Raw genomic sequence first — 19,720 nt, 5'->3', positions numbered from 1 at the left:
GGATGCTGCCGGGCTTGAGGCTCCACCTTCCATTGCACGGCCGATCGCAGGCCGCCCGCCATCGGCAGAATTGCGGAGGCACGAGCTGCCGCTTCCGCGGTTCGGCGTGGTCTGGACCGGGTACCTGCAGGCGTGACGACATTCCACGTCGGCCTCGTCGCGGACCCGGCCTTCCCGTCCGAGGTGGCGGAGCAGCTGGGGGACCTCGACCCGCCTCGCGTGCAGTCCCACGACGCGTGGGAGGTCGATCGGGTGAGCGAGCCGTTCACCACCGGCAGCGAGGACGCCGAGACCGCCATGGGGCGGCTGCTGAAGATGGCCCAAGAGCGACGGTGGGACGTTGTCGTGGGGATGACCGAGCTCCCGTTGCACGATTCGGACGGCCGGCACCTCGTGGCCAGGACCGACGACGAGCAGCACGTGGCGCTGGTCTCGCTGCCGGCGCTCGGCGGACTGCGCGTCCGGGCTCGAGCCCGCCGTCTGGTGCGCTCGATCGTGAGCGACATGTCGAATCCGTCCACCGCGCCCAATGACCGCGTCACGCTGTCCCACGTCGCGGGCCCGTTGCGGCTGCTGCTGGGCATGGTCCTGGCCAATCGCCCGTGGCTTCTCGTGCCGGGCCTCAAGTCCGCGCTCGTCGCGGCGCTCGCGACCGGAGCCGTGGCCACGATCAACTCGACGGTGTGGCTGCTCGCGTCGTCGTTGTCGCCCTGGCGCCTCACCGCGGCGACGGTCGCCGCGCTCGCGATCGTCGTGTGCTGGCTGATCATCGACGGCAATCTGTGGGACCGTCCGGACGACGAATCGATCCAGGCGCGGAAGCGGTCTCGGATGTACAACGCCTCGACGATCGTGAGCCTCACCGTGGGCGTCACGATCTGCTACGTCGTGCTGTTCCTGATCAACCTGTTGTGGGCGCTTTTCGTGCTCGACCCGGCCGTGACCGGCGGCTACATCCGCAAGTCGATGGACCACGGCGACCTCGTGCTGCTCGCGTGGTTCGTCGCCTCGGCCGCGACTGTGGGAGGTGGACTGGGCTCAGGCCTGGAGTCGGACGAGGCGATCCGTGCGGCGGCGTACTCCAAGCGCGAGGAGGAGCGCCGGGGTCGCATCGCCGACGAGGATTCGTAGCCCCACCGCCTCGACCTGCGCACCCTCATGCTGCGCCGCGGCCGAGCGCGGCCGGGCGGCGCGCGTGCCCGGAGGGTCGGGTCGTCGCCGCGGCGAGGGCGAGGGCCGCCGCGAGGCCGAACGCCCACCGCATGCTGCCGGCCTCGGCCACGGCGCCGAGGACCGCCGATCCCGCGGCCTGGCCGAGCGCGAGCACGAGGAACGCCCAGCCGACGCCGGCCGCGGGGGTCTCGGCGTGGACGTGTGCTCCCCACAGGAGCAGCAAGCCGCTCAGGGCGATGTAGGCCGCGCCGAACACGCCCGCGGACGCGGTCGCGACGACGACGTCACCCGGGGCGAGCGCCAGCGCGGCCGTCGCGCCGCCGAGCAGCAGTGCGGTCGCCGACCAAGCCGAGCGTGATCCGAGCCGGGCGGCGGCATCGCCCGCGAGGGCACCGGCGACGCCGAGCGCGCCGAGGGCCACCCAGGCGACGATGGACGCCCGCTCGCCGAGGTCACCCACGCTCGTCATGAGGTCACGCCCGAACGTCCAGACGGCGGCGCTCGCCGCCCCGGCGAGGGCGGCGGCGACGGTGAGCCGCCGGCTGCCCGGCGGGAACAGCGGTCGGGGCAGGAGCGGTCGTCGCCCGGTGCTCCTGTCGGCGGGAACGACGCACGCCGCCCAGGCGGTCGCCGCGGCGGCCAGGACGGCGAAGACGAGCCACGCAGCCCGCCAGTGCTCGTGCGTCAGCAGCGCGACCGGCCCGGCCACGGCGACGCCCACGCCCGTGCCGGCGTTGACGACCGTCTGCGTGCGGCCCTGGCGCGATTCCTCGACAGCGTGGGTCACGGCGTGCGCGAGGGCGGGGGAGACCAGCCCTGTGCTGGCGCCGCCGAGCAGGACGCCGACGACCAGCACCGCCGCGTTCGGCGCGACCGCGATGGTGAGCGTGCCCGCTGTCGCCAGGACGCCAGCGGCGACAGCCACCACACGCCCTCCGAGCCGGGGCGTGAGCATCGACGCGGCGAGGACCGCCATGCAGTAGACGACGTAGCCGCCCGCCGCGACGACTCCCGTCGCGGTGGAGCCGACGCCGAACGCGTCCCGGAACGCCGGCACGAACAGCCCGTAGGCGAAACGCGCCAGGCCGTAGCAGGCGGCGATGAGGCACAGGCTCGCCAGGCTCAGCGAGAGCTCGCGATGGCGGGCGGCGATCGTCGGCATGGGTCTCCTGACCTCACTGATCGGTGAACTACGATCGACGCTACTACACTGATCAGTGAAGGCAACGGGACGGAGCGACGATGAGCACGGTGCAGGCGCTGGACGCGACGACACTCACGCCCGGCGCGCGGCGCATCCTGACGGCGGCGTCCGACCTGTTCTACCGCCACGGGATCCACGCCGTCGGGGTCGACGCCATCGCCGACGCCTCCGGCGTCACGAAGCGGACGCTCTACGACCGGTTCGGCTCGAAGGACGTGCTCGTGGCGACGTATCTGCGCGCCCGCCACGAGCAGTGGTGGGAGCGGCTCGAACAGCGCCTGGCCTCCTCGCCGGCTCCGCGGGCGCTCGCGCTGTTCGACGCCTACGCGCACGACGCCCCGTCGATCGACCGAGGCTGCGCGTTCCTCAACGCGGCGGGGGAGCTGCCGGCCGAGCATCCGGGCCAGGCGGTGATCCGAGTCCACAAGCGGGCGGTCCGGGAGCGTCTCGAGCAGCTCGTGCGCGAGGACCGTCCCGGCCTCGATGCACCGGACACCGCGGACCACCTGTTCCTGCTGCTGGAGGGCGGCGTGGCCCATCACGGGATCGACGGCGGTCGGCTATTGGGCGCGGCTCGCGGGATCGCCGCGCGGCTGCTGGGCTGAGGGCAGGGGAGCGGCACCACGCCTCGTGCGTCCGCTCGCACGCGTGGTGCCGCGTCGGCAGTGGCCCTCCTTCGAGGACGTGGCGATCGTGTCGCCCGTTGGCGGCGCCGGGTGCGGAGTCCGGCGGTGGACGGCGGCGGGCTCAGTCGCCCGTCTTCGTGACCCCGAACATGAGTACGCGGCGGTCGATGTCGTAGAACACCTTGCTGGTGTTCTTCAGAACGTCCTGCAGGTTGTCGGCGTCCTCGGCCGTGACCGTGAGGACCTCCTCCCACGCACCCTCGTCGAGCACGAGCTGGAGGGTCCAGATGCCCGGTCCGCCGCCCTCGGCAGCCGTCCAGCTGAACTGGTAGTGCGTGAGCTGGCGCACCCGCAGGCTGTCGTCCGTCATCCGGATGCCGTCGCCGTCGTCCTTGCTCTTCCCGGTCGGAGGCATGCCATCTCCTTGGATCGCGCCGCCCGCCTTCTGCGTTGCGGCTGGGGCCCTTTCGGTACCCATTCCGGGCTGATCCACGCCCGCTCCGGCGCCGTCCCACGCCCGGACGCGACAGGGGCGAGCCACCGTCACGGTGACTCGCCCCTGCGGGAGTGCTGCGCTCAGATGCGGCGAACCTTGTACTGGCTCGTCCAGATCTTCTCCTTCTTGACCGACTGACCCGGTCGCGGCGCGTGCCAGATCTTGCCCTTACCGGCATAGATGCCGATGTGGTAGACGCCGGAGCCGTTGTAGAAGCCGATCAGGTCGCCCTTCTTCTTCTTGCCCTTGGCGACCTTCTTGCCCTTCTTCATCTGGGCGCCCGCGACGCGCGGCATCTTCTTCTTGACGGCCTTCTTCAGGACGTACTGCACGTAGCCCGAGCAGTCGAAGCCGGACGGCTTCGTGCCGCCCCAGCGGTACGGGCTGCCCTTGTACTTCGCGGCGGTGCGGACGATCTTCGCCCGGCGCTGGGCGGCGCGCTTCTTCTTGAGCCGCTTCTTCTTGGCGATGGCCGCGCGCTTCTTCTTCAGCGCGGCCTTCTTGGCGGCGGCGCGCTTCTGGGCGGCCGTCTGGGTGCTGGTCGTCGGCGTGCTCGTCGTGCTGGTGCTCGACGGGGCGGCGATGCCGGAGACGGGAGCGGTCGTGGTGGCCGTCGCGGCCTGGCTCGGCGCGGCGATGGACAGCAGGGACGCTGCCACGGAGGCAACGATGAATCGTGCGACATGTCGCATAGGGGGGTTCTCCTTCGACGCCTACGAGGAGAGACCTGTCGGGCTGGCTCTGAAGGTGTGCCCCACGCGTGGTGGTGAGCCCCGAGTCGCGCTGTGGCGACGTGCTGCTTGGTTTCCCCGGCTCGCCGATGAGCTCGATCTTGACTGTCCCGTGAACCTCGGCGAGTTCAGCGTGCCCACGGCCTGGCCCGTCGGGGCCTCAAGGACTGTAGGCAGACGTCCTGCAGCAACCGGAACCGGAGAGGATCGGCCGGACATGCTGTGACGACCCTGTGAGGACTGGTATCGCAGGGAAAATCCGGCCTGGTCGCAGCGAGCGCACGTGAGGCATCTCACAGGCCCGGAGCGTGGGTCAACGGCCGACGACGTCCTCCAGCGCCGGCCGCAGGTCCGGCCAGCGGAACCGGAACCCGGCGGCCTCGAGCCGCTCGGGCAGGACCCAGCGGCTCTTGAGCAGCATCTCGGACTCGTAGCGGAGCACCCACAGGGCGGGCTCCAGCATCCAGCGGAACGCGGGCAGGCCGATCGGCATCCCCACGGCGCGGCGCAGCTCGGCCATCAGCGTCCGGTTGTCGGTCGGGTTCGGCGACGAGAGGTTGACCGGGCCGTCGATCTCGTCGTGGTCGTCGATGAACCGCATCGCGGCGAGGGCGTCGTCGATGTGCAGCCACGAGAACCGCTGGCGCCCGCGCGTGCGGTGCATGGGCACCGGTCCGCCCGTGGGGTGTGCGCCGATGCCGCGGTAGCGGCGGTGCTGGAACCACCGTCCGTCGTACTGGGGGCCGCCGAGGCCCAGCCGGGCGACGCGGCCGAGCAGGTCGGAGGCCGGTCCGCCCAGGACGATCGCCATGCGCAGGGCGACGCGGCGGGTCCCCGGCAGGTCGCCGGCGAACAGCTCGTCCTCCCAGCTGCGTGCCACGTCCACGGAGAACCCTGAGCCGAGCTCGCCGGTCGACTCGGTCTGCGGCCGGTCCATCGCGTGGCGGTAGATCGTCGCGGTGCTGGCGTTCATCCACAGTCGCGGCGGGTGCGCGGCCGACGCGATCGCCTCGCGCAGCTGGCGCGTGGTGTCGACGCGCGAGCGCAGGATCTCGTCGCGGTTCGCGTCGTTGTAGCGACAGCCGACGTTCTTGCCCGCGAGGTTCACCACGAGATCGGCGCCGTCGACGAGTCGCGCGATCGAGGCGGGATCGGTCCAGCGTCCGTCGGGTCCCTCGCGACCGACGCGGGCCACGTCGTAGCCGCGCGCCGTCAGGTCCTCGACGAGGCGGTGCCCGATGAACCCGTTCCAGCCCGCGACCACTGCCCGCCGATGCTCGACCATGCCGCGACCCTAGCGGCCGGCGGGCGTGCGCGGGGGCAGCCGGTGCAACGTCACGTCTCGCAGCACGCCGTCGTCGGCGACGGCCGTCATGTACGTGCAGTGCGGCTGGCGCCGCCGGTCGGTGGGGGAGCCCGGGTTGAGCAACCGCAGTCCGGACTCGGCCGTCGTGTCCCACGGGACGTGGCTGTGACCGAACACGAGGACGTCGACGTCGCCGTACTCGGCGGCGCACCGCTCCTCCCGTCCCTTGGCCTGGCCCGTCTCGTGGACGACGGCGAACCTGACGCCGTCGATCTGCTCGCGCGCGACGAGCGGAAGGCGCTCACGCAGCTCGCCGTGGTCGTTGTTCCCGTGGACCGCGACGAGCCGTGTCGCCCGCGCCTCGAGCTCGTCCAGGTGCTCGACGGACACCCAGTCGCCCGCGTGGATCACGACGTCGGCGACGTCGACCTCGTCCCACACCTGCGACGGCAGGTCCTTCGCGCGCTTGGGCAGGTGCGTGTCGGCGATCAGGAGTAGTCGAGTCGACAAATCGACCGCCTCACGCCGCAGCGGCCAGGGCCGCCTCGATCTGCCGATGGGTCTCGGCGTCGTAGCCGACGAGGATCATGTGCTCGACGGACGGGGGATTGGCGCGGACCGACTCCAGCGCCGCGCCGATCGAGTCCTCCTTGGACCATCCGTAGATCCCGGCGCCCACGAGCGGGAACGCGACCTCCTTGGCGCCGAGCTCGTCGGCGACCTCGAGCGAGCGGCGGTAGCAGGACACGAGGAGCGAGCGATCGTCCTCGCCGGCGCGACGGTTGGGCCCGACGGTGTGGATGACCCAGCGGGCGGGGAGGTCGCCCGCCGTCGTCCAGCCGGCGTTGCCGGTGGCCAGGCCGTTGGGGAAACGGGCGATGCAGTCCTCGAGGATCGCCGGCCCGCCTGCGGCATGGATGGCGCCGTCGACGCCCCCGCCGCCGCGCATCGCGGTGTTCGCGGCATTGACGATGGCATCGACCTCGAGGGTCGTGATGTCGGCGTGGACGGCGCTGAGGCGAGGCATCTCGTGATCGTATGACGGGCTCCGGACACGTGCCCGGCGAGCGTCACTCGCCGTCGGTGGCGCCCGTCGAGTCGTGCGGGGCGCCCACCGGCTTGCTCTCGGCCGAGCCCCGCTGGCGAAGGTACACCGCGAGGATCGCCATCGACCCGACAGCGAGGAACTCCGACTGCCAGTTCTGCAGCGTGCGCGACCAGAAGTCCGCGTTGGCCAGGTAGGCCGGCCACGAGACGGTCGCCATGCGCGACTCGAGCTGCTCCTCGTTGAACGCCGCCCAGCCCGCGACGGACTGCACGGCCCACGAGGCAAGGAAGATCGCCGCCATCACGAGGCTCAGCGACCACGAGAACAGCGTGGTCCGCCAGCCGCCGACCTTGGCCCAGGCCGGCGAGTCCTCCCGGGCGTACTCGCCGAGCAGGTGGTCCTGCTCGGTCCCCAGGCCCGGCTCGGTCGGGGACTCGGGCGACCCGCGCTGGACGAGCCAGACCGTGGCGGTGATGTAGAGCAGGAACTGCAGGTACTCGGACTGCCAGTTCTCGGCCACGTCGACCGAGAAGCTGGCGGACGTGACGTACTCGAGGAACGAGACGGTGCCGAGCTGGTCAGCGACCTGCTCGTCGTTGAACGCGATCCAGCCCGCGAAGGACTGGCCGACGAGCGCGGCGAGGAACAGCAGCAGGAACGCGAGGCTGAGCGCGTTCTGGCGCAGGAAGCGGGACATGGCGGCCTACCGGTGGACGAGCGCCACGGCCAGCAGGTAGGCCAGTCCGGCGACGATGAGGACCAGGTACGTGGTGAACATCAGCTTCACGTCAGCCTCCCGAGAGGTCGCAGTCGAACGGTGCCCCCGGCACCGGCCGGCAGCCGGCCGCAGTGACCAGCCAGCGGGTGCCGAACCGCCCGAGGAAGTAGGTGTCCTCGTCGAGCACCGCCCGCGCCGCCGTGCCGAAGCGCTCGGTCTCGCGGACGGCGCCGGGGGAGGGGAGCCCGGAGTCCAGCACGCCCGCCTCGCACGATCCGTGCTCGGCGACCAGCTGGTCCTGGGCCGCGGTGCTCAGCAGCCGGCAGGCCGCCTCGGCGTCCCCCTCACGGACGGCGGTCGCGAAATCCTCCGCGGTGCTGCGCCAGGCGGAGTCCGCTCGTGCGGACCCGCACCCGGCGCAGCACAGCAGCACGGCCACCAGGACGGCGACCGGTCGAGCCATCCGTCACCTCACACCCGGCGACCGGGACGCGTGGCGCGCGCCTCGCGGCTGAACAGGAAGCCCAGCCCGATCATGCCGACGGCGAGGATGAAGTGCAGCCAGTCGTCGGCCGTGTTGAGCGGCACGAAGTTCGCCTGGTGCTCCTTGTCGACGAGCAGGCCGTAGATCCACAGCACGCCGTAGATCACGCCACCGCCGATGAGGTAGAGCCGTGCCGTGTTCCACGTGCGCGCCAGGGCCAGCCCGGCGACACCGAACAGCAGGTGCACGATGTTGTGCAGGATCGACACCTGGAAGACACCCAGGAGCATCGCCTCGGAGTGGTGTCCGGCGAACTCCATCGTGTCGTAGTCGGACGTGATGCCGGGGATGAACCCGGCGATGCCGACGAGCAGGAAGACGGCACCGACGGCGGCCGCCGCCTTCTGCATGTTCGTCTCGGTCATGCTGTTTCTTGCCATCTCGAACAGCCCCTCTCGGTGTTCAGCGCGGGGGAAGGTCCCCACGCGCATCGCCGCGAGCCTCGCCACGGGCGCGGCTCATCATCAGCAGCGACAGGATGATTCCCAGGACGCCGACGGCCATGAGGATGTAGCCGGTCGTCACCAGGTCGACTCCGTTGATGGAGTCCTGCACGGCGAAGGACAGGATCGCGCCGAGCGCGAGCAGGAACAGTGATCCGCCGATGTACATGAGTACCTCCTGTAGGTCCGGCGACTCCCCGTCGCCTTCGTTCGACCGTGGCACATGACGGTGGGCCTCGCACGCCGAGTGAGGCGCGTGAGGACGGCGATGCGCGAGTCAGCGGTCGGCCGGGACCCAGGCCTCGGCGCCGGGAGCGAGGCTCGGCAGCGTCACGGTCCCGAGGTCGCCCAGCACGAACGTGACGCGCTGCTCAGGGTCCACGCCGGCGGGCAGGAAGAACGCCGAGGTGGTGGGCACGAAGTCCATCGTGGAGGGGCGGTCGGGCACGTCGCGCACGTCGACCCGCACGGTCTGGCCGTCCGCCGTGACGCCGCGGACGACGGACGGGTTGGAGCTGCTCCCGTACGTCACGACCTGGACCAGCCCGTCCTCCGCGACCACGACGCCGGCGCGGGACTCGACGCCCTCGCCGGCCCCGGCGGGCAGGCCGCGGGACGGCTCGGGCGTGGTCGGCGTCGCGGACGGCGCCGGAGGCGGGATCGTGGGGTCCGGCGCGTAGCGGTCGCGCTCGCCCGATGCGCCGCATCCGGCGCACCGCAGGACCGTCACCAGGATCGGGACGGCGTGGCGGACGGACACGACGGGACCCCTCTCAGACAGGCAGCAAGCGTGTCACGAAGTGGGTCAGCTGGTCCACGTTCGCGCACTCGTGCATCGGCACGATCTCGGAATACGCGAGCGCCTCGGAGTCGCCCAGTCCCCACCGCGTGTGGTGCTCCGGGTTGAGCCAGTACGTGCGGCGCGAGCGCATGGCGATCTCGTGCAGCGCGTCGAAGCGGGGGTTCTGGTTGTTGTTGCGCGCGTCGCCGAGGATCAGCACCGCGGTGCGTGGCCCGACCGAGTCGAGGAAGAACTCGCGGAAGTCGAGGAAGGCCTCGCCGTAGTCGCTCGAGGTGTGCCACTTCGTGATGCGCGCCTCCTCGCGGATGCGCGGCTCGATGTCACCGCCGCCGCCGACGGCGCCCTCCTTGACGATGTCGGTCACCTCGGCCATCGCGTTGACGAACGCGAAGACGCGGACCTTGCTGAACTGGGCGCTGAGCGCCTGCACGAGCAGCATCGTGAAGTTCGAGAAGCCCGCCACCGAGCCCGAGACGTCGCAGATGAGGACGAGCTCGGGGCGGTTCGGGCGCGGCTTCTCGTAGACGGGGCGCATCGGCACGCCGCCGGTGCCCATCGCGCGGCGCAGGGTGCGTCGCATGTCGATCCGGCCGCGACGCCGACGCCGACGCCGGGCCGACAGGCGGGTGGCCAGCACGCGGGCCAGCGGCTGCACGGAGCGACGCAGCTCCTCGAGCTGCTGCCGGTTCGCCGTGAGGAAGTCGACGCGGTCGCGCGAGGACCGCACGGCGTGCTTGGCGATGAGGTCGCGCCCGCGCAGCTCCGAGGAGCGCCGGCGGGCCTCGGCCTGCACCATCTCGCGGAACGCCTCGACGTCGCGGCGCACCTCGTCGCGGGCGAGCCGGTCCGTGAACTGGGTGCCGAGTCCCTGCCCGCCCTGGCCGGAGCCGCCGCCGGGGCGCATCGCCATGGCGGCCGAGATGAGCGTCTGCGGCTGCAGGCGGTCGATCGTCTGGTACGCCGACCAGCCGGCCGTGTCGGTGCCCGGCTGGCCCACCTGGCCCAGCACGTCGACCGCGATCTCGGCGATCTGGGCGAGCGTGCGCGGGTCCCGCTCCATGAGCGCCGCGAGCAGCAGGTCGCGGATCTGCTGGACGTCGAGGTCCTCCTGCGCCTCGCGGGCGGCCTCCGGACGCCCGACGCCGACGGGGAAGAACAGGTCGAAGGTCTGGTCGAAGACGTCACGCTGCCCACCACGGCGCACGAGGGCCGCGGCGAGCCCCTCGCGCAGGAGGTCGCGATCGTCGAGGCCGAGCACGCGCATGACCTCGGCCGCGTCGATGGACTCGCTGGGACCGGCGTTCACGCCCTTGGCGCGCAGCGCCTCGACGAACTCGACCAGCCGGGTCGCGACCTGGGGCTCGCTCATGACAGGACGGTGTCGAGGTCCAGCTTGGCCCGCGCCTTGTCGATGTCGTCGTGGTGCTTGAGCACGACGCCCAGGCTCTCGGCGACGACCTCGTCGGTGAGCGAGTCCGCGCCGAGGGCGACCAGCGTGCGCGCCCAGTCGAGCGTCTCGGACACCGACGGCGCCTTGCGCAGCGGCATCGCGCGCAGCGCGTTGACGACCCGCACGAGCGACTCGGCGAGCGCGGCGTCCAGACCCGGGACCTTGAGGTGGACGATGTCGCGCTCGAGCTCGGCGTCGGGGAACTCGATGTGCAGGAAGAGGCAGCGGCGGCGCAGCGCCTCGGACAGCTCGCGCGTCGCGTTCGACGTGAGGACGACGAACGGGCGCTGCGTGGCCTGCACGGTGCCGAGCTCGGGGATCGTGATCTGGAAGTCGCCCAGGACCTCGAGCAGCAGGCCTTCGATCTCGACGTCCGCCTTGTCGGTCTCGTCGATCAGCAGGACGGTGGGCCCGTCGTTGCGGATCGCCGTCAGCAGCGGGCGGGGGAGCAGGAACTCCTCGGAGAAGATGTCCGACTTCGCCTCGCTCCACGTCTCGTCGTGGCCGGCCGAGATGCGCAGCAGCTGCTTGGCGTGGTTCCACTCGTAGATGGCGCGCGACTCGTCGACCCCCTCGTAGCACTGGAGGCGGACGAGCTCGGCGCCGCAGGCCTGTGCGACGGCACGCGAGAGCTCGGTCTTGCCGACGCCCGCGGGGCCCTCGACGAGCAGCGGCTTGCCGAGCTCGCTGGCCAGGAAGACGGTGGTGGCGACCGCGTCGGAGGCGAGATAGCCCGCGGTCGCGAGGCGCGCCTTGACGTCGTCGACGGAGGAGAACGGCATCGTGCCGGTGTTGACCATGGTGTCAATCTACGCTGGGGTCATGGCGACGAGTCGAGTGCGGTACGTCACAGCCCTGTCGGCGACCGATGCGTTCGAGCGCGTGACCGACTGGCGGCGGCACCGCGTGCCCCTCACCCGGATCACCGTGACCCCGAACGGGTTCACGGCGCGGACCGCGATCGGACCCGTCGGATTCGACGACCCGATGGAGGTCACGCTGTGGGATCCGCCGCGGCGCGTGGTCCTGCACAAGCTGGGTCGGGTGGTGCGCGGCGACGCCACCATCACGGTCGAGCCCCAGGGTCCCGGCAGCGTCGTGACGTGGAGCGAGGACGTGACCGTCGTGGGCGTCCCGCGCTGGGCCGATCCGGTCCTGCGTCGCGCGCTGCGGGCGATGATCCGACTCGTCCTGCGGCGCGTGCTGCCTGACTAGGCTGGCTCCATGAGCGCCGAGTCCGAGGTCGTCGACCTCTGCCGTGACCTGATCCGCATCGACACGTCGAACTTCGGGGACTCGTCCGGCCCGGGCGAGCGCGCCGCCGCGGAGTACGTGGCCGAGAAGCTGGCCGAGGTGGGCATCGAGTCCACGATCCTGGAGTCCGAGAGCGGCCGCGCCAGCGTCCTCGCGCGCTGGGGCAACCAGGAGTCCGGCCGCCCCGGCCTCGTCATCCATGGCCACCTCGACGTCGTGCCCGCGCAGGCGTCGGACTGGTCGGTCGACCCGTTCGCGGCCGAGATCGTGGACGACTACGTCGTGGGGCGCGGCGCCGTCGACATGAAGGACTTCGACGCGATCATGCTGGCCGTGGTCCGTGAGCGCCAGCGCTCCGGCCGCATCCCCGACCGCCCGATCCTGCTGGTGTTCACCGCGGACGAGGAGGCGGGCGGCCAGCTGGGCGCCCACTGGCTCGTCGAGCACCACCGCGAGTGGTTCGAGGGCTGCACCGAGGCGATCGGCGAGGTCGGCGGGTTCTCCACCGAGGTCGCGGGCCAGCGGCTCTACCTCATCGAGTCGGGCGAGAAGGGCATCGCGTGGCTGCGGCTCAAGGCCGCCGGCCGCGCCGGGCACGGCTCCATGCGCAACCGCGACAACGCCGTCACGCACCTCGCGCAGGCGCTCGTCCGGCTGGGCGAGCACGAGTGGCCCGCCGAGCCCGGCCCGTCGATGCGGATCCTGCTCGACAAGGTCCGCGAGCTCACCGGCGCCGACGGCACCCCGGACGAGCTGTTCGAGCACTTCGGGCCCGCCGCGCGCATGATCGGCTCGGGCCTGCGCAACTCGACCAACGCGACGATGGTCCAGGCCGGCTACAAGCACAACGTCGTCCCGGGCGAGGCCGTGGCCTACGTCGACGGGCGGCCGCTGCCCGGTCACCACGACGGCTTCGCCGAGCGCGTCCAGGAGATCGCCGGCGACACGGTGAAGGTCGAGCCGTACCACCTCGACATCCCCCTCGAGTACGCCTTCGAGGGCGATCTCGTCGACGCCATGACGGTCTCGCTGCTCAAGCACGACCCCGAGGCCCACGTCGCGCCGTTCCTCATGTCGGCCGGCACGGACGCGAAGGCCTGGCACAAGCTCGGCATGACCTCGTACGGCTTCGTCCCGCTGCGGCTGCCCTCCGACCTGGACTTCACCGCACTCTTCCACGGCGTCGACGAGCGCGTGCCGATCGACGCCCTGCAGTTCGGCACCCGCGTCGTCGACGAGTTCCTCGATCTCGCCTGAGGGTGCATAGGGCCCCATGACGTGGGTACGCCCCGGTCACAGTCGTCTAGTGATGGGGGTGGCCACCATGGCCGGAAAGCTGAAGTTCATCGTCGGTCTGGGTGCGGGCTACGTGCTCGGGACGCGTCAGGGACGCGAGCAGTACGACAAGATCGTCCAGAAGGCGCAGTCGCTCTGGCGCAACCCGAAGGTCCAGGACGCGGCGAGCAAGGCCCAGACGGTCGCCGAGGACAAGGTCGGCGACACGTTCGGCGGATCGTCCAGCGGCTCCTCGAGCAGCGGCGGATCGTCGAGCGGCTCCTCGAGCAGCGGCGGGTCCAGCACGTCGAGCGCGGGCAGCAGCGACTTCGGCAGCGGATCGACGGGCTCCGGCTCGTCGTCCAGTGGCGCCTCGAGCACGGGCGGCTCCAGCTTCGGCGGCTCGTCGACCGGCGGCACGACGCCCGGCGGCTCGGGATCGTCCACCGGCAGCTCGGGTCTCGGCGGCTCCAGCAGCACCGGCGGCTCCTCCTCGGGTGGCTCGTCCACCGGGGGCCCGGCATGAGCCACCCGGTGAGCGGCGGCGGCGAGCCCAGCACGGGTGAGCTGTTCTCGCGCCTGTCCACGGACCTGACGACGCTCGTCCGCGACGAGCTGCGTCTGGCCACGGCCGAGATGTCCGTGAAGGCCAAGCGGGCCGGTGTGGGCGCCGGGATGTTCGGCGCCGCCGGCCTGCTGGCCCTCTACGGGCTCGGCGCGCTGTTCGCGGCCATCATCGCGGCGCTCTCGCTCGTCATGGACGTGTGGATCGCCGCGTTGATCGTCGCCGTCGTCCTGTTCATCGCCGCGGGGATCGCCGCGCTGCTGGGCAAGAACAAGGTGAGCGAGGCCGGCAGCCCGGTGCCCGAGCGCACCGTCGAGAGCGTCAAGGCCGACGTCGACGCCGTCAAGCACGCGCGCGACCACTGAGGAGGACCGATGAGCACCAACAACGACAACCCGACCCCCGAGGAGCTGCGCGAGGAGGTCGAGCGCACGCGCGAGGACCTCGCCGAGACGGTGGACGAGCTCGCGGCGCGGCTGGACGTGAAGAGCCGTGTCCGCGAGTCCGTCGACGAGACGAAGGCGCGTGTCAGCGAGTCGGTCCACGACGCGACCGATCGGGTGCGCGTGACCGTCGAGGACACGACCCACCGCGTGCAGGAGGCCGTCACCGAGCCCGACGGCAGCCCCAAGCCGGCCGCCCTCGCGGTGGCGGGGGGAGTCGTCGCGCTGATCGTCGCGATCGTGGCGATCCGGGCGTGGCGGAGCCGCTGATGGGCGCACCCGCCGAGCACCGCGAGCCGCAGAGCCCGAAGGACCTCAAGAAGCCCTCGTGGCTCCACGTGGTGCGCAAGACCGCCCGCGAGTTCTCGGCCGATCAGTGCACGGACCTCGCGGCGGCGCTGACGTACTACGCGGTGCTCGCGCTGTTCCCGGCGGCGGTCGCGGTGCTCTCGCTCATCAGCCTCGTCGGGCAGAGCGAGAAGACCGTCGACACGCTGCTGCAGATCCTGGGTGACATCGGCGCCTCGGGCGCCGCCGACACCCTCGAGCCGACGCTGCGCCAGCTGGCCCAGAGCCAGCAGTCGGGCTTCGCGTTCATCATCGGTCTGCTGGCCGCGCTGTGGTCGGCCTCGGCGTACGTCAACGCGTTCAGCCGCGGCATGAACCGGATCTACGAGATCGACGAGGGGCGCCCGATCTGGAAGCTCCGCCCGATCATGCTGGTGCTGACGGTCGTGCTGGTGCTGCTCGCGGCGCTCGTGGGCGTCGCGCTGGTGCTGACGGGTCCGGCGGCGCAGGCCGTGGGTGACGCGATCGGCCTGGGCGACACGGCGACCACCATCTGGAACATTGCCAAGTGGCCGGTGATGCTCCTCGTGGTGATCCTGATCGTCGCGCTGCTGTACTACGTGACGCCGAACGTCCGCCAGCCGAAGTTCCGCTGGATCAGCGTGGGTGCCGTCATCGCGATCCTGGTGTGGATCATCGCGTCGCTGGGCTTCGGCTTCTACGTCGCGAACTTCTCGAACTACAACCGCACGTACGGCTCCCTGGCCGGCGTGATCGTGTTCCTGCTGTGGCTGTGGATCACCAACCTGGCGCTGCTGTTCGGCGCCGAGCTCGACGCCGAGCTGGAGCGGGGCCGCGAGCTGCAGGCGGGCCTGCCGGCCGAGGAGGAGATCCAGCTCCCGCCGCGGGACACGACGAAGATCGAGAAGACGCGCAAGAAGGAGGAGGAGGACATCCGGCGCGGTCGCCAGCTGCGCCAGACGCGGGGTCGCGACGACCAGGACCCCGCTGACAAGTCCTAGGTCAGACCGTCGCCCGCATCCGCACGATCTTGCGGCGCAGGCGGACGGTCCGGTGGCCCGTCGGGTCACGACGCAGGCGGTCGAGCTCCCATCCTTGGAACTCGGCCGCCTGCGTCAGCCACTGGCAGACCGCGTTGCGCGACTTCGTGCGCGAGATGGACACGTCCCAGAACTCGTACTCGATCATCGGACTCCTTCGGAGACGTCGCTCAGGGCGGCGGCGATCTCGGTGGGCAGCTCGAGCTCCTCGGAGCCGAGCGATTCCATCAGCTGGGCGGTGGTGCGGGCCCCGACGATGGCCGACGCCACGCCGGGCTGGTCACGCAGCCAGGCCAGCGCCACGTGCGAGATCGAGGCGCCGAGGCCGTTCGCCGCGGCCGCCAGCGCGTCGACCACGCGGACCTTCGAGGGCGTGAGGTGGGGCGCGACGAAGGCCTCCCAGCGCGCGTCCGCCGCGCGGGAGTCGCCGGGCACGCCGGCGCGGTACTTGCCGGTGAGGACGCCGCGACCCAGCGGGGACCACGCGAGGATCCCGAGCCCGGCGTGCTTCGCGGCGGGCAGCACCTCGATCTCGGGGGTGCGGTGCACGAGCGAGTACTCGACCTGCGTGCTCACGAGCGGGACGCCGCCCCCGAGGCCCTTGTACGCGTGCTGCGCGGCGACCGTCTGCCAGCCCGAGTAGTTGCTGATGCCCGCGTAGCGGACCTTGCCCGCGCGGACGGCCTGGTCGAGCGCGGCCATGGTCTCCTCGACCGGGACGGTGTCGTCCCAGCGGTGGACCTGCCACAGGTCGAGGTGGTCGGTGCCGAGATCGGCGAGGGAGCGGTCGAGCTGCTGCAGCAGCGATCGCAGCGAGCCGTCGGTGATGACGCGGCCGTCGCGGCGGACCACGCCCGCCTTGCCCGCCAGCACGATCTGCTCGCGCACGCCGTGCTTGGCGAGCAGCGAGCCGATGACCTGCTCGCACGCGCCGTCGCCGTAGATCGGGGCGGTGTCGAGCAAGGTGCCGCCCGCGTCGAGGAAGGCCTTGAGCTGCTCATCGGCGACGTACTCGTCGACCGCGGCACCCCACGACATGGTCCCGAGGGCGAGTCGCGACACCTCGAGTCCGGAACGTCCCAGCCGGCGCTGCTGCATGCGACGAGGTTAATGGGTGGCCTCGAACGCGCTGTGTAGGCTCGCACGGTGGATCTGCTGCGCTCCGTGCTCCTGGGCATCGTCCAGGGCCTCACCGAGTTCCTGCCCATCTCCAGCAGCGCGCACCTCGCGATCGTGCCGCAGCTGCTCGGCTGGGAGGACCCGGGAGCGGCGTACACGGCGGTCGTGCAGATCGGCACCGAGCTGGCGGTCCTGCTCTACTTCTGGCGCGACATCTGGACGATCGGCTCGGGGTGGGTCCGCGGCGTCTTCAGCCGGGCGGCCCGGCAGGCGCCCGAGTGGCGGATGGGCTGGTTCATCATCGTCGGCTCCCTGCCGATCGTGCTGCTCGGCCTGCTGCTGGAGGACCTCATCGACCGCGAGTTCCGCAACCTGTGGTTCATCGCCTCCATGCTGATCGGCATGGGCCTCGTGCTGGGCCTGGCCGAGCGGATCGGCCGCAAGACCAAGCCGATCGACGACCTCTCCGCGCGCGACGCGATCCTGCTGGGCCTCGCGCAGGCGTGCGCGCTGGTCCCGGGCGTCTCCCGCTCCGGCGCGACGATCTCGATGGGCCTCATCCTGGGCTACGAGCGCCAGGCCGCCACGCGCTACGCGTTCCTGCTCGCGATCCCCGCCGTCGTCGGCGCGGGCGTCTACAAGCTCAAGGACATCCCCGGCGGCGAGAACGCCTACGGCACCGTCCCGACGCTCGTGGGAACGGCCGTCGCCTTCGTGGTCGGCCTCGCCGTCATCCACTGGCTGCTGCAGTACGTCAGCAAGAACTCGTACACGCCGTTCGTCCTCTACCGGATCGCCCTCGGCGCCGTCGTCCTCGTCCTGCTCTCGGCCGGCATCCTCAACGGCGCCGTCGCCGCCTGATCCTGTACCGGTTCGGCCCAGATATGGGCCTGGGCGGTACAAGATCCGCTCGCTTCGTCGTTCAGAGCCAGCCGGACCTCTTGAACCGCCGGTAGACGAGGAAGCAGGCGATGCCCATGGCGGCGAGGCAGGCGGGGTAGCCGTACGTCCACGTCAGCTCGGGCATGTGCTCGAAGTTCATGCCGTAGATGCCGGCGACGGCCGTCGGGATGGCGAAGAGCGTGGCGCCGGCGGTGAGCTTGCGCATGTCCTCGTTCTGCTGGACGCTCAGCTGCGCCAGGTGGGCGTTGAGCGCGTTGGACAGCAGGCTGTCGATCGAGTCGATGGCGTCCGCGGCGCGCTGGAGGTGGTCGGCGATGTCGCGGAAGTAGGGGCGCAGCTCGGCCGGGTCCGCGACCTGCGAGAAGCGGACGATCGGGTCGCGCAGCGGGGCGACGGCGTGCCGGAACTCGAGGGTCTCGCGCTTGAGGCGGTAGATGCGCTGGGAGTCGCGGGTGCGGTCGGCCGAGAAGACGGACGCCTCGACCTCCTCGACGTCGTTCACCAGCTCGGCGGCGGCGTCCTCGTACCGGTCGACGATCGTGTCCACGACGGCGTGCAGCGCCGTGATGGGTCCCTGGGCGAGCCGCTGCGGTGCGAGCTCGGCGCGGTGGCGCGCGTCCACGAGCGAGGGACCGCCGTGCCGCACCGTGAGCAGGAAGTTCTCGCCGAGGCACACGTTGACCTCGTTCGTGGTGATGTCGTCGTCGCTGTACGAGACGCTGCGCACCGAGAGGAACACGTGGTCGGGGTAGCGCTCGACCTTGGGCCGCTGGTGCGGGCTGAGCGTGTCCTCCACGGCGAGCGGGTGCATGCCCAGGGCGGCGCCGATGCGCTCCATCTCGTCGTGCGTCGGGTTGTTGACGCCGATCCAGAGGAAGTCGTTGCCGCTCAGCTCGGCGAGGCGCTCGTCCAGCTCCTCGGGCTCGGGAGCGGTGTCGCGTCGCGCACCGTCGACGTAGACCGCGCAATCCATGATCACCTGCTCATTGTGGCTTCCGGCCTGCCGATAGGCTCGACGACATGCAGAGTTGGCCGCGCCCGTCGATCCCTCGTCTCGTGGACGCCGGACTCGGCACCGGACCCGTCGTCCGGATCCACGACACCTCCCGTGGGGACGTCGTCCCGACCGATCCCGAGGGCGCAGCGCGCCTCTACGTCTGCGGCATCACGCCCTACGACGCGACCCACCTGGGCCACGCGAACACGTACCTGACGTTCGACCTGCTGCAGCGCGCCTGGCTCGACCACGGCGTCGAGGTGCACTACACGCAGAACGTGACGGATGTCGACGACCCGCTGCTCGAGCGCGCCACGGCGACCGGCGTCGACTGGGTCGAGTTGGCCGAGCGCGAGACCCAGCTGTTCCGCGAGGACATGACCGCGCTGCGCATGCTGCCGCCCGAGCACTACGTCGGCGCCGTCGAGTCCATCCCGCTCGTCGTCGACATGATCAAGCGCCTGGAGGAGACCGGCTCGGTCTACCGCGTCGACGACGACCTGTACTTCGAGGTCCGGTCGGCCGCCGGCTTCGGCGAGGTCTCGGGCTACGACGCCGAGACGATGACGCGCTTCTTCGCCGAGCGCGGGGGAGACCCCGACCGTCCCGGCAAGCGCGACCCGCTCGACTGCCTGCTCTGGCAGGCCGAGCGCCCCGGCGAGCCCGCGTGGGACACCGAGCTGGGCCGCGGCCGCCCGGGCTGGCACATCGAGTGCTCGGCGATCGCGCTGCACCACCTCGGCACGGCGTTCGACGTGCAGGGCGGTGGCTCCGACCTGGTGTTCCCGCACCACGAGATGTCGGCCGCCGAGGCCGAGCGCGCCACCGGCGAGGCCTTCGCGCGCGCCTACGTCCACGCCGGCATGGTCGGCTACGAGGGCGAGAAGATGAGCAAGTCGAAGGGCAACCTCGTGCTCGTCTCCAGGCTGCGCGCCGCCGGTCACGACCCGATGGCGATCCGGCTCGCGCTGCTCGCGCACCACTACCGCGAGGACTGGGAGTGGTTCGGCGACGAGATCGGCGCCGCCGAGGAGCGCCTCGCCCGCTGGCGCGCGGCGTTCGCGCGGCCGCTGGCCGGGTCCGCGAAGGTGCTCGTCGAGCAGCTGCGCGAGGCGCTGGCGAACGACCTCGACGCGCCGGCCGCGCTCGCGGCGGTCGACGCCTGGGCCGCCGCCGACGGCGAGGACGGCGAGGCGCCCGCCGTGGCGCGCACGGCCGTCGACGCCCTGCTCGGCGTCGCCTGATCCCGCCTCCGGCGTGCGCGATGTGTAGCG

The 19,720-nt window shown here is 71.5% G+C and carries 26 protein-coding genes; 9 read left to right on the top strand and 17 right to left on the bottom strand.

The genetic code is table 11. The features are described from left to right. The first annotated feature begins 132 nt into the window (after positions 1 to 132). On the top strand, positions 133 to 1,131 hold the full coding sequence (locus AB3M81_RS04080; RefSeq protein WP_412902639.1) for a hypothetical protein: 999 nt from the start codon (positions 133 to 135) through the stop codon (positions 1,129 to 1,131). Positions 1,132 to 1,156: 25 nt separating this feature from the next. Here AB3M81_RS04080 and AB3M81_RS04075 read toward each other — a convergent pair whose 3' ends face one another. Continuing rightward, positions 1,157 to 2,335 carry an MFS transporter gene (locus AB3M81_RS04075; RefSeq protein WP_412902638.1) on the bottom strand — a complete coding sequence of 393 codons (1,179 nt, stop codon included), beginning with the start codon at positions 2,333 to 2,335 and terminating at the stop codon, positions 1,157 to 1,159. Positions 2,336 to 2,415: 80 nt separating this feature from the next. Here AB3M81_RS04075 and AB3M81_RS04070 point away from each other — a divergent pair, with 80 nt between their 5' ends. Further along, complete coding sequence (locus AB3M81_RS04070; RefSeq protein ID WP_412902637.1) at positions 2,416 to 2,982, top strand: TetR/AcrR family transcriptional regulator; 567 nt, start codon at positions 2,416 to 2,418, stop codon at positions 2,980 to 2,982. 142 nt (positions 2,983 to 3,124) lie between these two features. Here the strand turns inward: AB3M81_RS04070 and AB3M81_RS04065 are convergent, their stop codons facing one another. The 12 genes from AB3M81_RS04065 to AB3M81_RS04010 form a co-directional block, all read right to left on the bottom strand. Then, positions 3,125 to 3,418, bottom strand: coding sequence for a hypothetical protein (locus tag AB3M81_RS04065; RefSeq protein ID WP_412902636.1), 294 nt, complete (start codon positions 3,416 to 3,418; stop codon positions 3,125 to 3,127). Between the two features lie 161 nt (positions 3,419 to 3,579). Then, positions 3,580 to 4,158, bottom strand: a complete 579-nt coding sequence (locus tag AB3M81_RS04060) for a C40 family peptidase (RefSeq protein WP_412902635.1) — start codon at positions 4,156 to 4,158, stop codon at positions 3,580 to 3,582. 385 nt (positions 4,159 to 4,543) lie between these two features. After that, entirely contained in the window at positions 4,544 to 5,515 is a 972-nt protein-coding gene (locus AB3M81_RS04055; RefSeq protein ID WP_412902634.1) for an epimerase, read from the bottom strand. Positions 5,516 to 5,524: 9 nt separating this feature from the next. After that, positions 5,525 to 6,046, bottom strand: coding sequence for a metallophosphoesterase family protein (locus tag AB3M81_RS04050; RefSeq protein WP_412902633.1), 522 nt, complete (start codon positions 6,044 to 6,046; stop codon positions 5,525 to 5,527). Positions 6,047 to 6,056: 10 nt separating this feature from the next. Next, a complete protein-coding gene (locus AB3M81_RS04045) occupies positions 6,057 to 6,563 on the bottom strand; it encodes a macro domain-containing protein (protein ID WP_412902632.1) in 507 nt (168 codons plus the stop codon). Between the two features lie 43 nt (positions 6,564 to 6,606). Then, complete coding sequence (locus AB3M81_RS04040) at positions 6,607 to 7,281, bottom strand: DUF6766 family protein (protein ID WP_412902631.1); 675 nt, start codon at positions 7,279 to 7,281, stop codon at positions 6,607 to 6,609. A 91-nt stretch (positions 7,282 to 7,372) separates the two neighbouring features. Continuing rightward, positions 7,373 to 7,765, bottom strand: coding sequence for a hypothetical protein (locus AB3M81_RS04035; protein ID WP_412902630.1), 393 nt, complete (start codon positions 7,763 to 7,765; stop codon positions 7,373 to 7,375). A gap of 8 nt (positions 7,766 to 7,773) precedes the next feature. Beyond that, a complete protein-coding gene (locus tag AB3M81_RS04030; protein WP_412902629.1) occupies positions 7,774 to 8,211 on the bottom strand; it encodes a DUF4383 domain-containing protein in 438 nt (145 codons plus the stop codon). Between the two features lie 37 nt (positions 8,212 to 8,248). Next, positions 8,249 to 8,458: a DUF6458 family protein gene (locus tag AB3M81_RS04025; RefSeq protein ID WP_412902628.1), complete on the bottom strand. Its 210-nt coding sequence runs from the start codon at positions 8,456 to 8,458 to the stop codon at positions 8,249 to 8,251. 108 nt (positions 8,459 to 8,566) lie between these two features. Next, positions 8,567 to 9,049 (bottom strand): hypothetical protein, encoded by a 483-nt coding sequence (locus AB3M81_RS04020; RefSeq protein ID WP_412902627.1) that lies wholly within the window; start codon positions 9,047 to 9,049, stop codon positions 8,567 to 8,569. A 13-nt stretch (positions 9,050 to 9,062) separates the two neighbouring features. Then, the gene (locus tag AB3M81_RS04015) at positions 9,063 to 10,460 is read right to left on the bottom strand and encodes a VWA domain-containing protein (protein ID WP_412902626.1); all 1,398 of its coding nucleotides are present in this window, start codon (positions 10,458 to 10,460) and stop codon (positions 9,063 to 9,065) included. Beyond that, positions 10,457 to 11,341, bottom strand: a complete 885-nt coding sequence (locus AB3M81_RS04010; RefSeq protein WP_412902625.1) for an AAA family ATPase — start codon at positions 11,339 to 11,341, stop codon at positions 10,457 to 10,459. Before AB3M81_RS04010 ends, AB3M81_RS04015 begins: the two co-directional genes overlap by 4 nt. A 22-nt stretch (positions 11,342 to 11,363) precedes the next feature. Here AB3M81_RS04010 and AB3M81_RS04005 point away from each other — a divergent pair, with 22 nt between their 5' ends. Further along, entirely contained in the window at positions 11,364 to 11,756 is a 393-nt protein-coding gene (locus AB3M81_RS04005) for an SRPBCC family protein (RefSeq protein ID WP_412902624.1), read from the top strand. Positions 11,757 to 11,765: 9 nt separating this feature from the next. Further along, positions 11,766 to 13,052 (top strand): M20/M25/M40 family metallo-hydrolase, encoded by a 1,287-nt coding sequence (locus AB3M81_RS04000; protein WP_412902623.1) that lies wholly within the window; start codon positions 11,766 to 11,768, stop codon positions 13,050 to 13,052. Between the two features lie 126 nt (positions 13,053 to 13,178). Here the strand turns inward: AB3M81_RS04000 and AB3M81_RS03995 are convergent, their stop codons facing one another. Next, positions 13,179 to 13,580, bottom strand: a complete 402-nt coding sequence (locus tag AB3M81_RS03995) for a hypothetical protein (RefSeq protein ID WP_412902622.1) — start codon at positions 13,578 to 13,580, stop codon at positions 13,179 to 13,181. A 12-nt stretch (positions 13,581 to 13,592) separates the two neighbouring features. Here AB3M81_RS03995 and AB3M81_RS03990 point away from each other — a divergent pair, with 12 nt between their 5' ends. Genes AB3M81_RS03990 through AB3M81_RS03980 form a run of 3 tightly spaced genes read left to right on the top strand, consistent with a single transcriptional unit; the run spans position 13,593 to position 15,388 of the window. Next, positions 13,593 to 14,000: a phage holin family protein gene (locus AB3M81_RS03990; RefSeq protein ID WP_412902621.1), complete on the top strand. Its 408-nt coding sequence runs from the start codon at positions 13,593 to 13,595 to the stop codon at positions 13,998 to 14,000. 9 nt (positions 14,001 to 14,009) lie between these two features. Then, complete coding sequence (locus AB3M81_RS03985; RefSeq protein ID WP_412902620.1) at positions 14,010 to 14,348, top strand: DUF3618 domain-containing protein; 339 nt, start codon at positions 14,010 to 14,012, stop codon at positions 14,346 to 14,348. Beyond that, positions 14,348 to 15,388, top strand: a complete 1,041-nt coding sequence (locus AB3M81_RS03980; RefSeq protein ID WP_412902619.1) for a YihY/virulence factor BrkB family protein — start codon at positions 14,348 to 14,350, stop codon at positions 15,386 to 15,388. Before AB3M81_RS03985 ends, AB3M81_RS03980 begins: the two co-directional genes overlap by 1 nt. Position 15,389: 1 nt before the next feature. Here the strand turns inward: AB3M81_RS03980 and AB3M81_RS03975 are convergent, their stop codons facing one another. Together AB3M81_RS03975 and AB3M81_RS03970 are read right to left on the bottom strand one after the other, a co-directional pair. Next, entirely contained in the window at positions 15,390 to 15,575 is a 186-nt protein-coding gene (locus AB3M81_RS03975; RefSeq protein ID WP_412902618.1) for a DUF5703 family protein, read from the bottom strand. Beyond that, the gene (locus AB3M81_RS03970; RefSeq protein ID WP_412902617.1) at positions 15,572 to 16,525 is read right to left on the bottom strand and encodes an aldo/keto reductase; all 954 of its coding nucleotides are present in this window, start codon (positions 16,523 to 16,525) and stop codon (positions 15,572 to 15,574) included. The genes AB3M81_RS03975 and AB3M81_RS03970 overlap by 4 nt, the downstream gene beginning before the upstream one ends. A 48-nt stretch (positions 16,526 to 16,573) precedes the next feature. On the opposite strand from AB3M81_RS03970, the gene AB3M81_RS03965 reads away from it, so the two are divergent. After that, positions 16,574 to 17,407: an undecaprenyl-diphosphate phosphatase gene (locus AB3M81_RS03965; protein WP_412902616.1), complete on the top strand. Its 834-nt coding sequence runs from the start codon at positions 16,574 to 16,576 to the stop codon at positions 17,405 to 17,407. 61 nt (positions 17,408 to 17,468) lie between these two features. Here AB3M81_RS03965 and corA read toward each other — a convergent pair whose 3' ends face one another. After that, positions 17,469 to 18,422: a magnesium/cobalt transporter CorA gene (corA, locus tag AB3M81_RS03960; RefSeq protein WP_412902615.1), complete on the bottom strand. Its 954-nt coding sequence runs from the start codon at positions 18,420 to 18,422 to the stop codon at positions 17,469 to 17,471. Between the two features lie 47 nt (positions 18,423 to 18,469). Between corA and mshC the strand changes: the two genes are divergently transcribed. Continuing rightward, complete coding sequence (mshC, locus tag AB3M81_RS03955) at positions 18,470 to 19,690, top strand: cysteine--1-D-myo-inosityl 2-amino-2-deoxy-alpha-D-glucopyranoside ligase (RefSeq protein WP_412902614.1); 1,221 nt, start codon at positions 18,470 to 18,472, stop codon at positions 19,688 to 19,690. The last annotated feature ends 30 nt before the right edge of the window (positions 19,691 to 19,720 follow it).

This window comes from Aeromicrobium jepli, assembly GCF_047246605.1.
Taxonomy (GTDB): domain Bacteria; phylum Actinomycetota; class Actinomycetes; order Propionibacteriales; family Nocardioidaceae; genus Aeromicrobium.
The sequence above is the reverse complement of the archived record's forward strand: the minus strand, read 5'-3'. Positions and strand labels throughout refer to the sequence as shown.

Bases quoted from the DNA above. Each gene is read 5' to 3' on its own strand.
- AB3M81_RS04030 (WP_412902629.1), bottom strand. From the start codon at position 8,211: ATGACCGAGACGAACATGCAGAAGGCGGCGGCCGCCGTCGGTGCCGTC.
- corA (WP_412902615.1), bottom strand. From the start codon at position 18,422: ATGGATTGCGCGGTCTACGTCGACGGTGCGCGACGCGACACCGCTCCC.
- AB3M81_RS04045 (WP_412902632.1), bottom strand. From the start codon at position 6,563: ATGCCTCGCCTCAGCGCCGTCCACGCCGACATCACGACCCTCGAGGTC.
- AB3M81_RS04035 (WP_412902630.1), bottom strand. From the start codon at position 7,765: ATGGCTCGACCGGTCGCCGTCCTGGTGGCCGTGCTGCTGTGCTGCGCC.
- AB3M81_RS04065 (WP_412902636.1), bottom strand. From the start codon at position 3,418: ATGCCTCCGACCGGGAAGAGCAAGGACGACGGCGACGGCATCCGGATG.
- AB3M81_RS04000 (WP_412902623.1), top strand. From the start codon at position 11,766: ATGAGCGCCGAGTCCGAGGTCGTCGACCTCTGCCGTGACCTGATCCGC.
- AB3M81_RS04015 (WP_412902626.1), bottom strand. From the start codon at position 10,460: ATGAGCGAGCCCCAGGTCGCGACCCGGCTGGTCGAGTTCGTCGAGGCG.
- AB3M81_RS04070 (WP_412902637.1), top strand. From the start codon at position 2,416: ATGAGCACGGTGCAGGCGCTGGACGCGACGACACTCACGCCCGGCGCG.
- AB3M81_RS03975 (WP_412902618.1), bottom strand. From the start codon at position 15,575: ATGATCGAGTACGAGTTCTGGGACGTGTCCATCTCGCGCACGAAGTCG.
- AB3M81_RS03970 (WP_412902617.1), bottom strand. From the start codon at position 16,525: ATGCAGCAGCGCCGGCTGGGACGTTCCGGACTCGAGGTGTCGCGACTC.
- AB3M81_RS03985 (WP_412902620.1), top strand. From the start codon at position 14,010: ATGAGCACCAACAACGACAACCCGACCCCCGAGGAGCTGCGCGAGGAG.
- AB3M81_RS04040 (WP_412902631.1), bottom strand. From the start codon at position 7,281: ATGTCCCGCTTCCTGCGCCAGAACGCGCTCAGCCTCGCGTTCCTGCTG.
- AB3M81_RS03980 (WP_412902619.1), top strand. From the start codon at position 14,348: ATGGGCGCACCCGCCGAGCACCGCGAGCCGCAGAGCCCGAAGGACCTC.
- mshC (WP_412902614.1), top strand. From the start codon at position 18,470: ATGCAGAGTTGGCCGCGCCCGTCGATCCCTCGTCTCGTGGACGCCGGA.
- AB3M81_RS04075 (WP_412902638.1), bottom strand. From the start codon at position 2,335: ATGCCGACGATCGCCGCCCGCCATCGCGAGCTCTCGCTGAGCCTGGCG.
- AB3M81_RS03990 (WP_412902621.1), top strand. From the start codon at position 13,593: ATGAGCCACCCGGTGAGCGGCGGCGGCGAGCCCAGCACGGGTGAGCTG.
- AB3M81_RS04055 (WP_412902634.1), bottom strand. From the start codon at position 5,515: ATGGTCGAGCATCGGCGGGCAGTGGTCGCGGGCTGGAACGGGTTCATC.
- AB3M81_RS04010 (WP_412902625.1), bottom strand. From the start codon at position 11,341: ATGGTCAACACCGGCACGATGCCGTTCTCCTCCGTCGACGACGTCAAG.
- AB3M81_RS04025 (WP_412902628.1), bottom strand. From the start codon at position 8,458: ATGTACATCGGCGGATCACTGTTCCTGCTCGCGCTCGGCGCGATCCTG.
- AB3M81_RS04005 (WP_412902624.1), top strand. From the start codon at position 11,364: ATGGCGACGAGTCGAGTGCGGTACGTCACAGCCCTGTCGGCGACCGAT.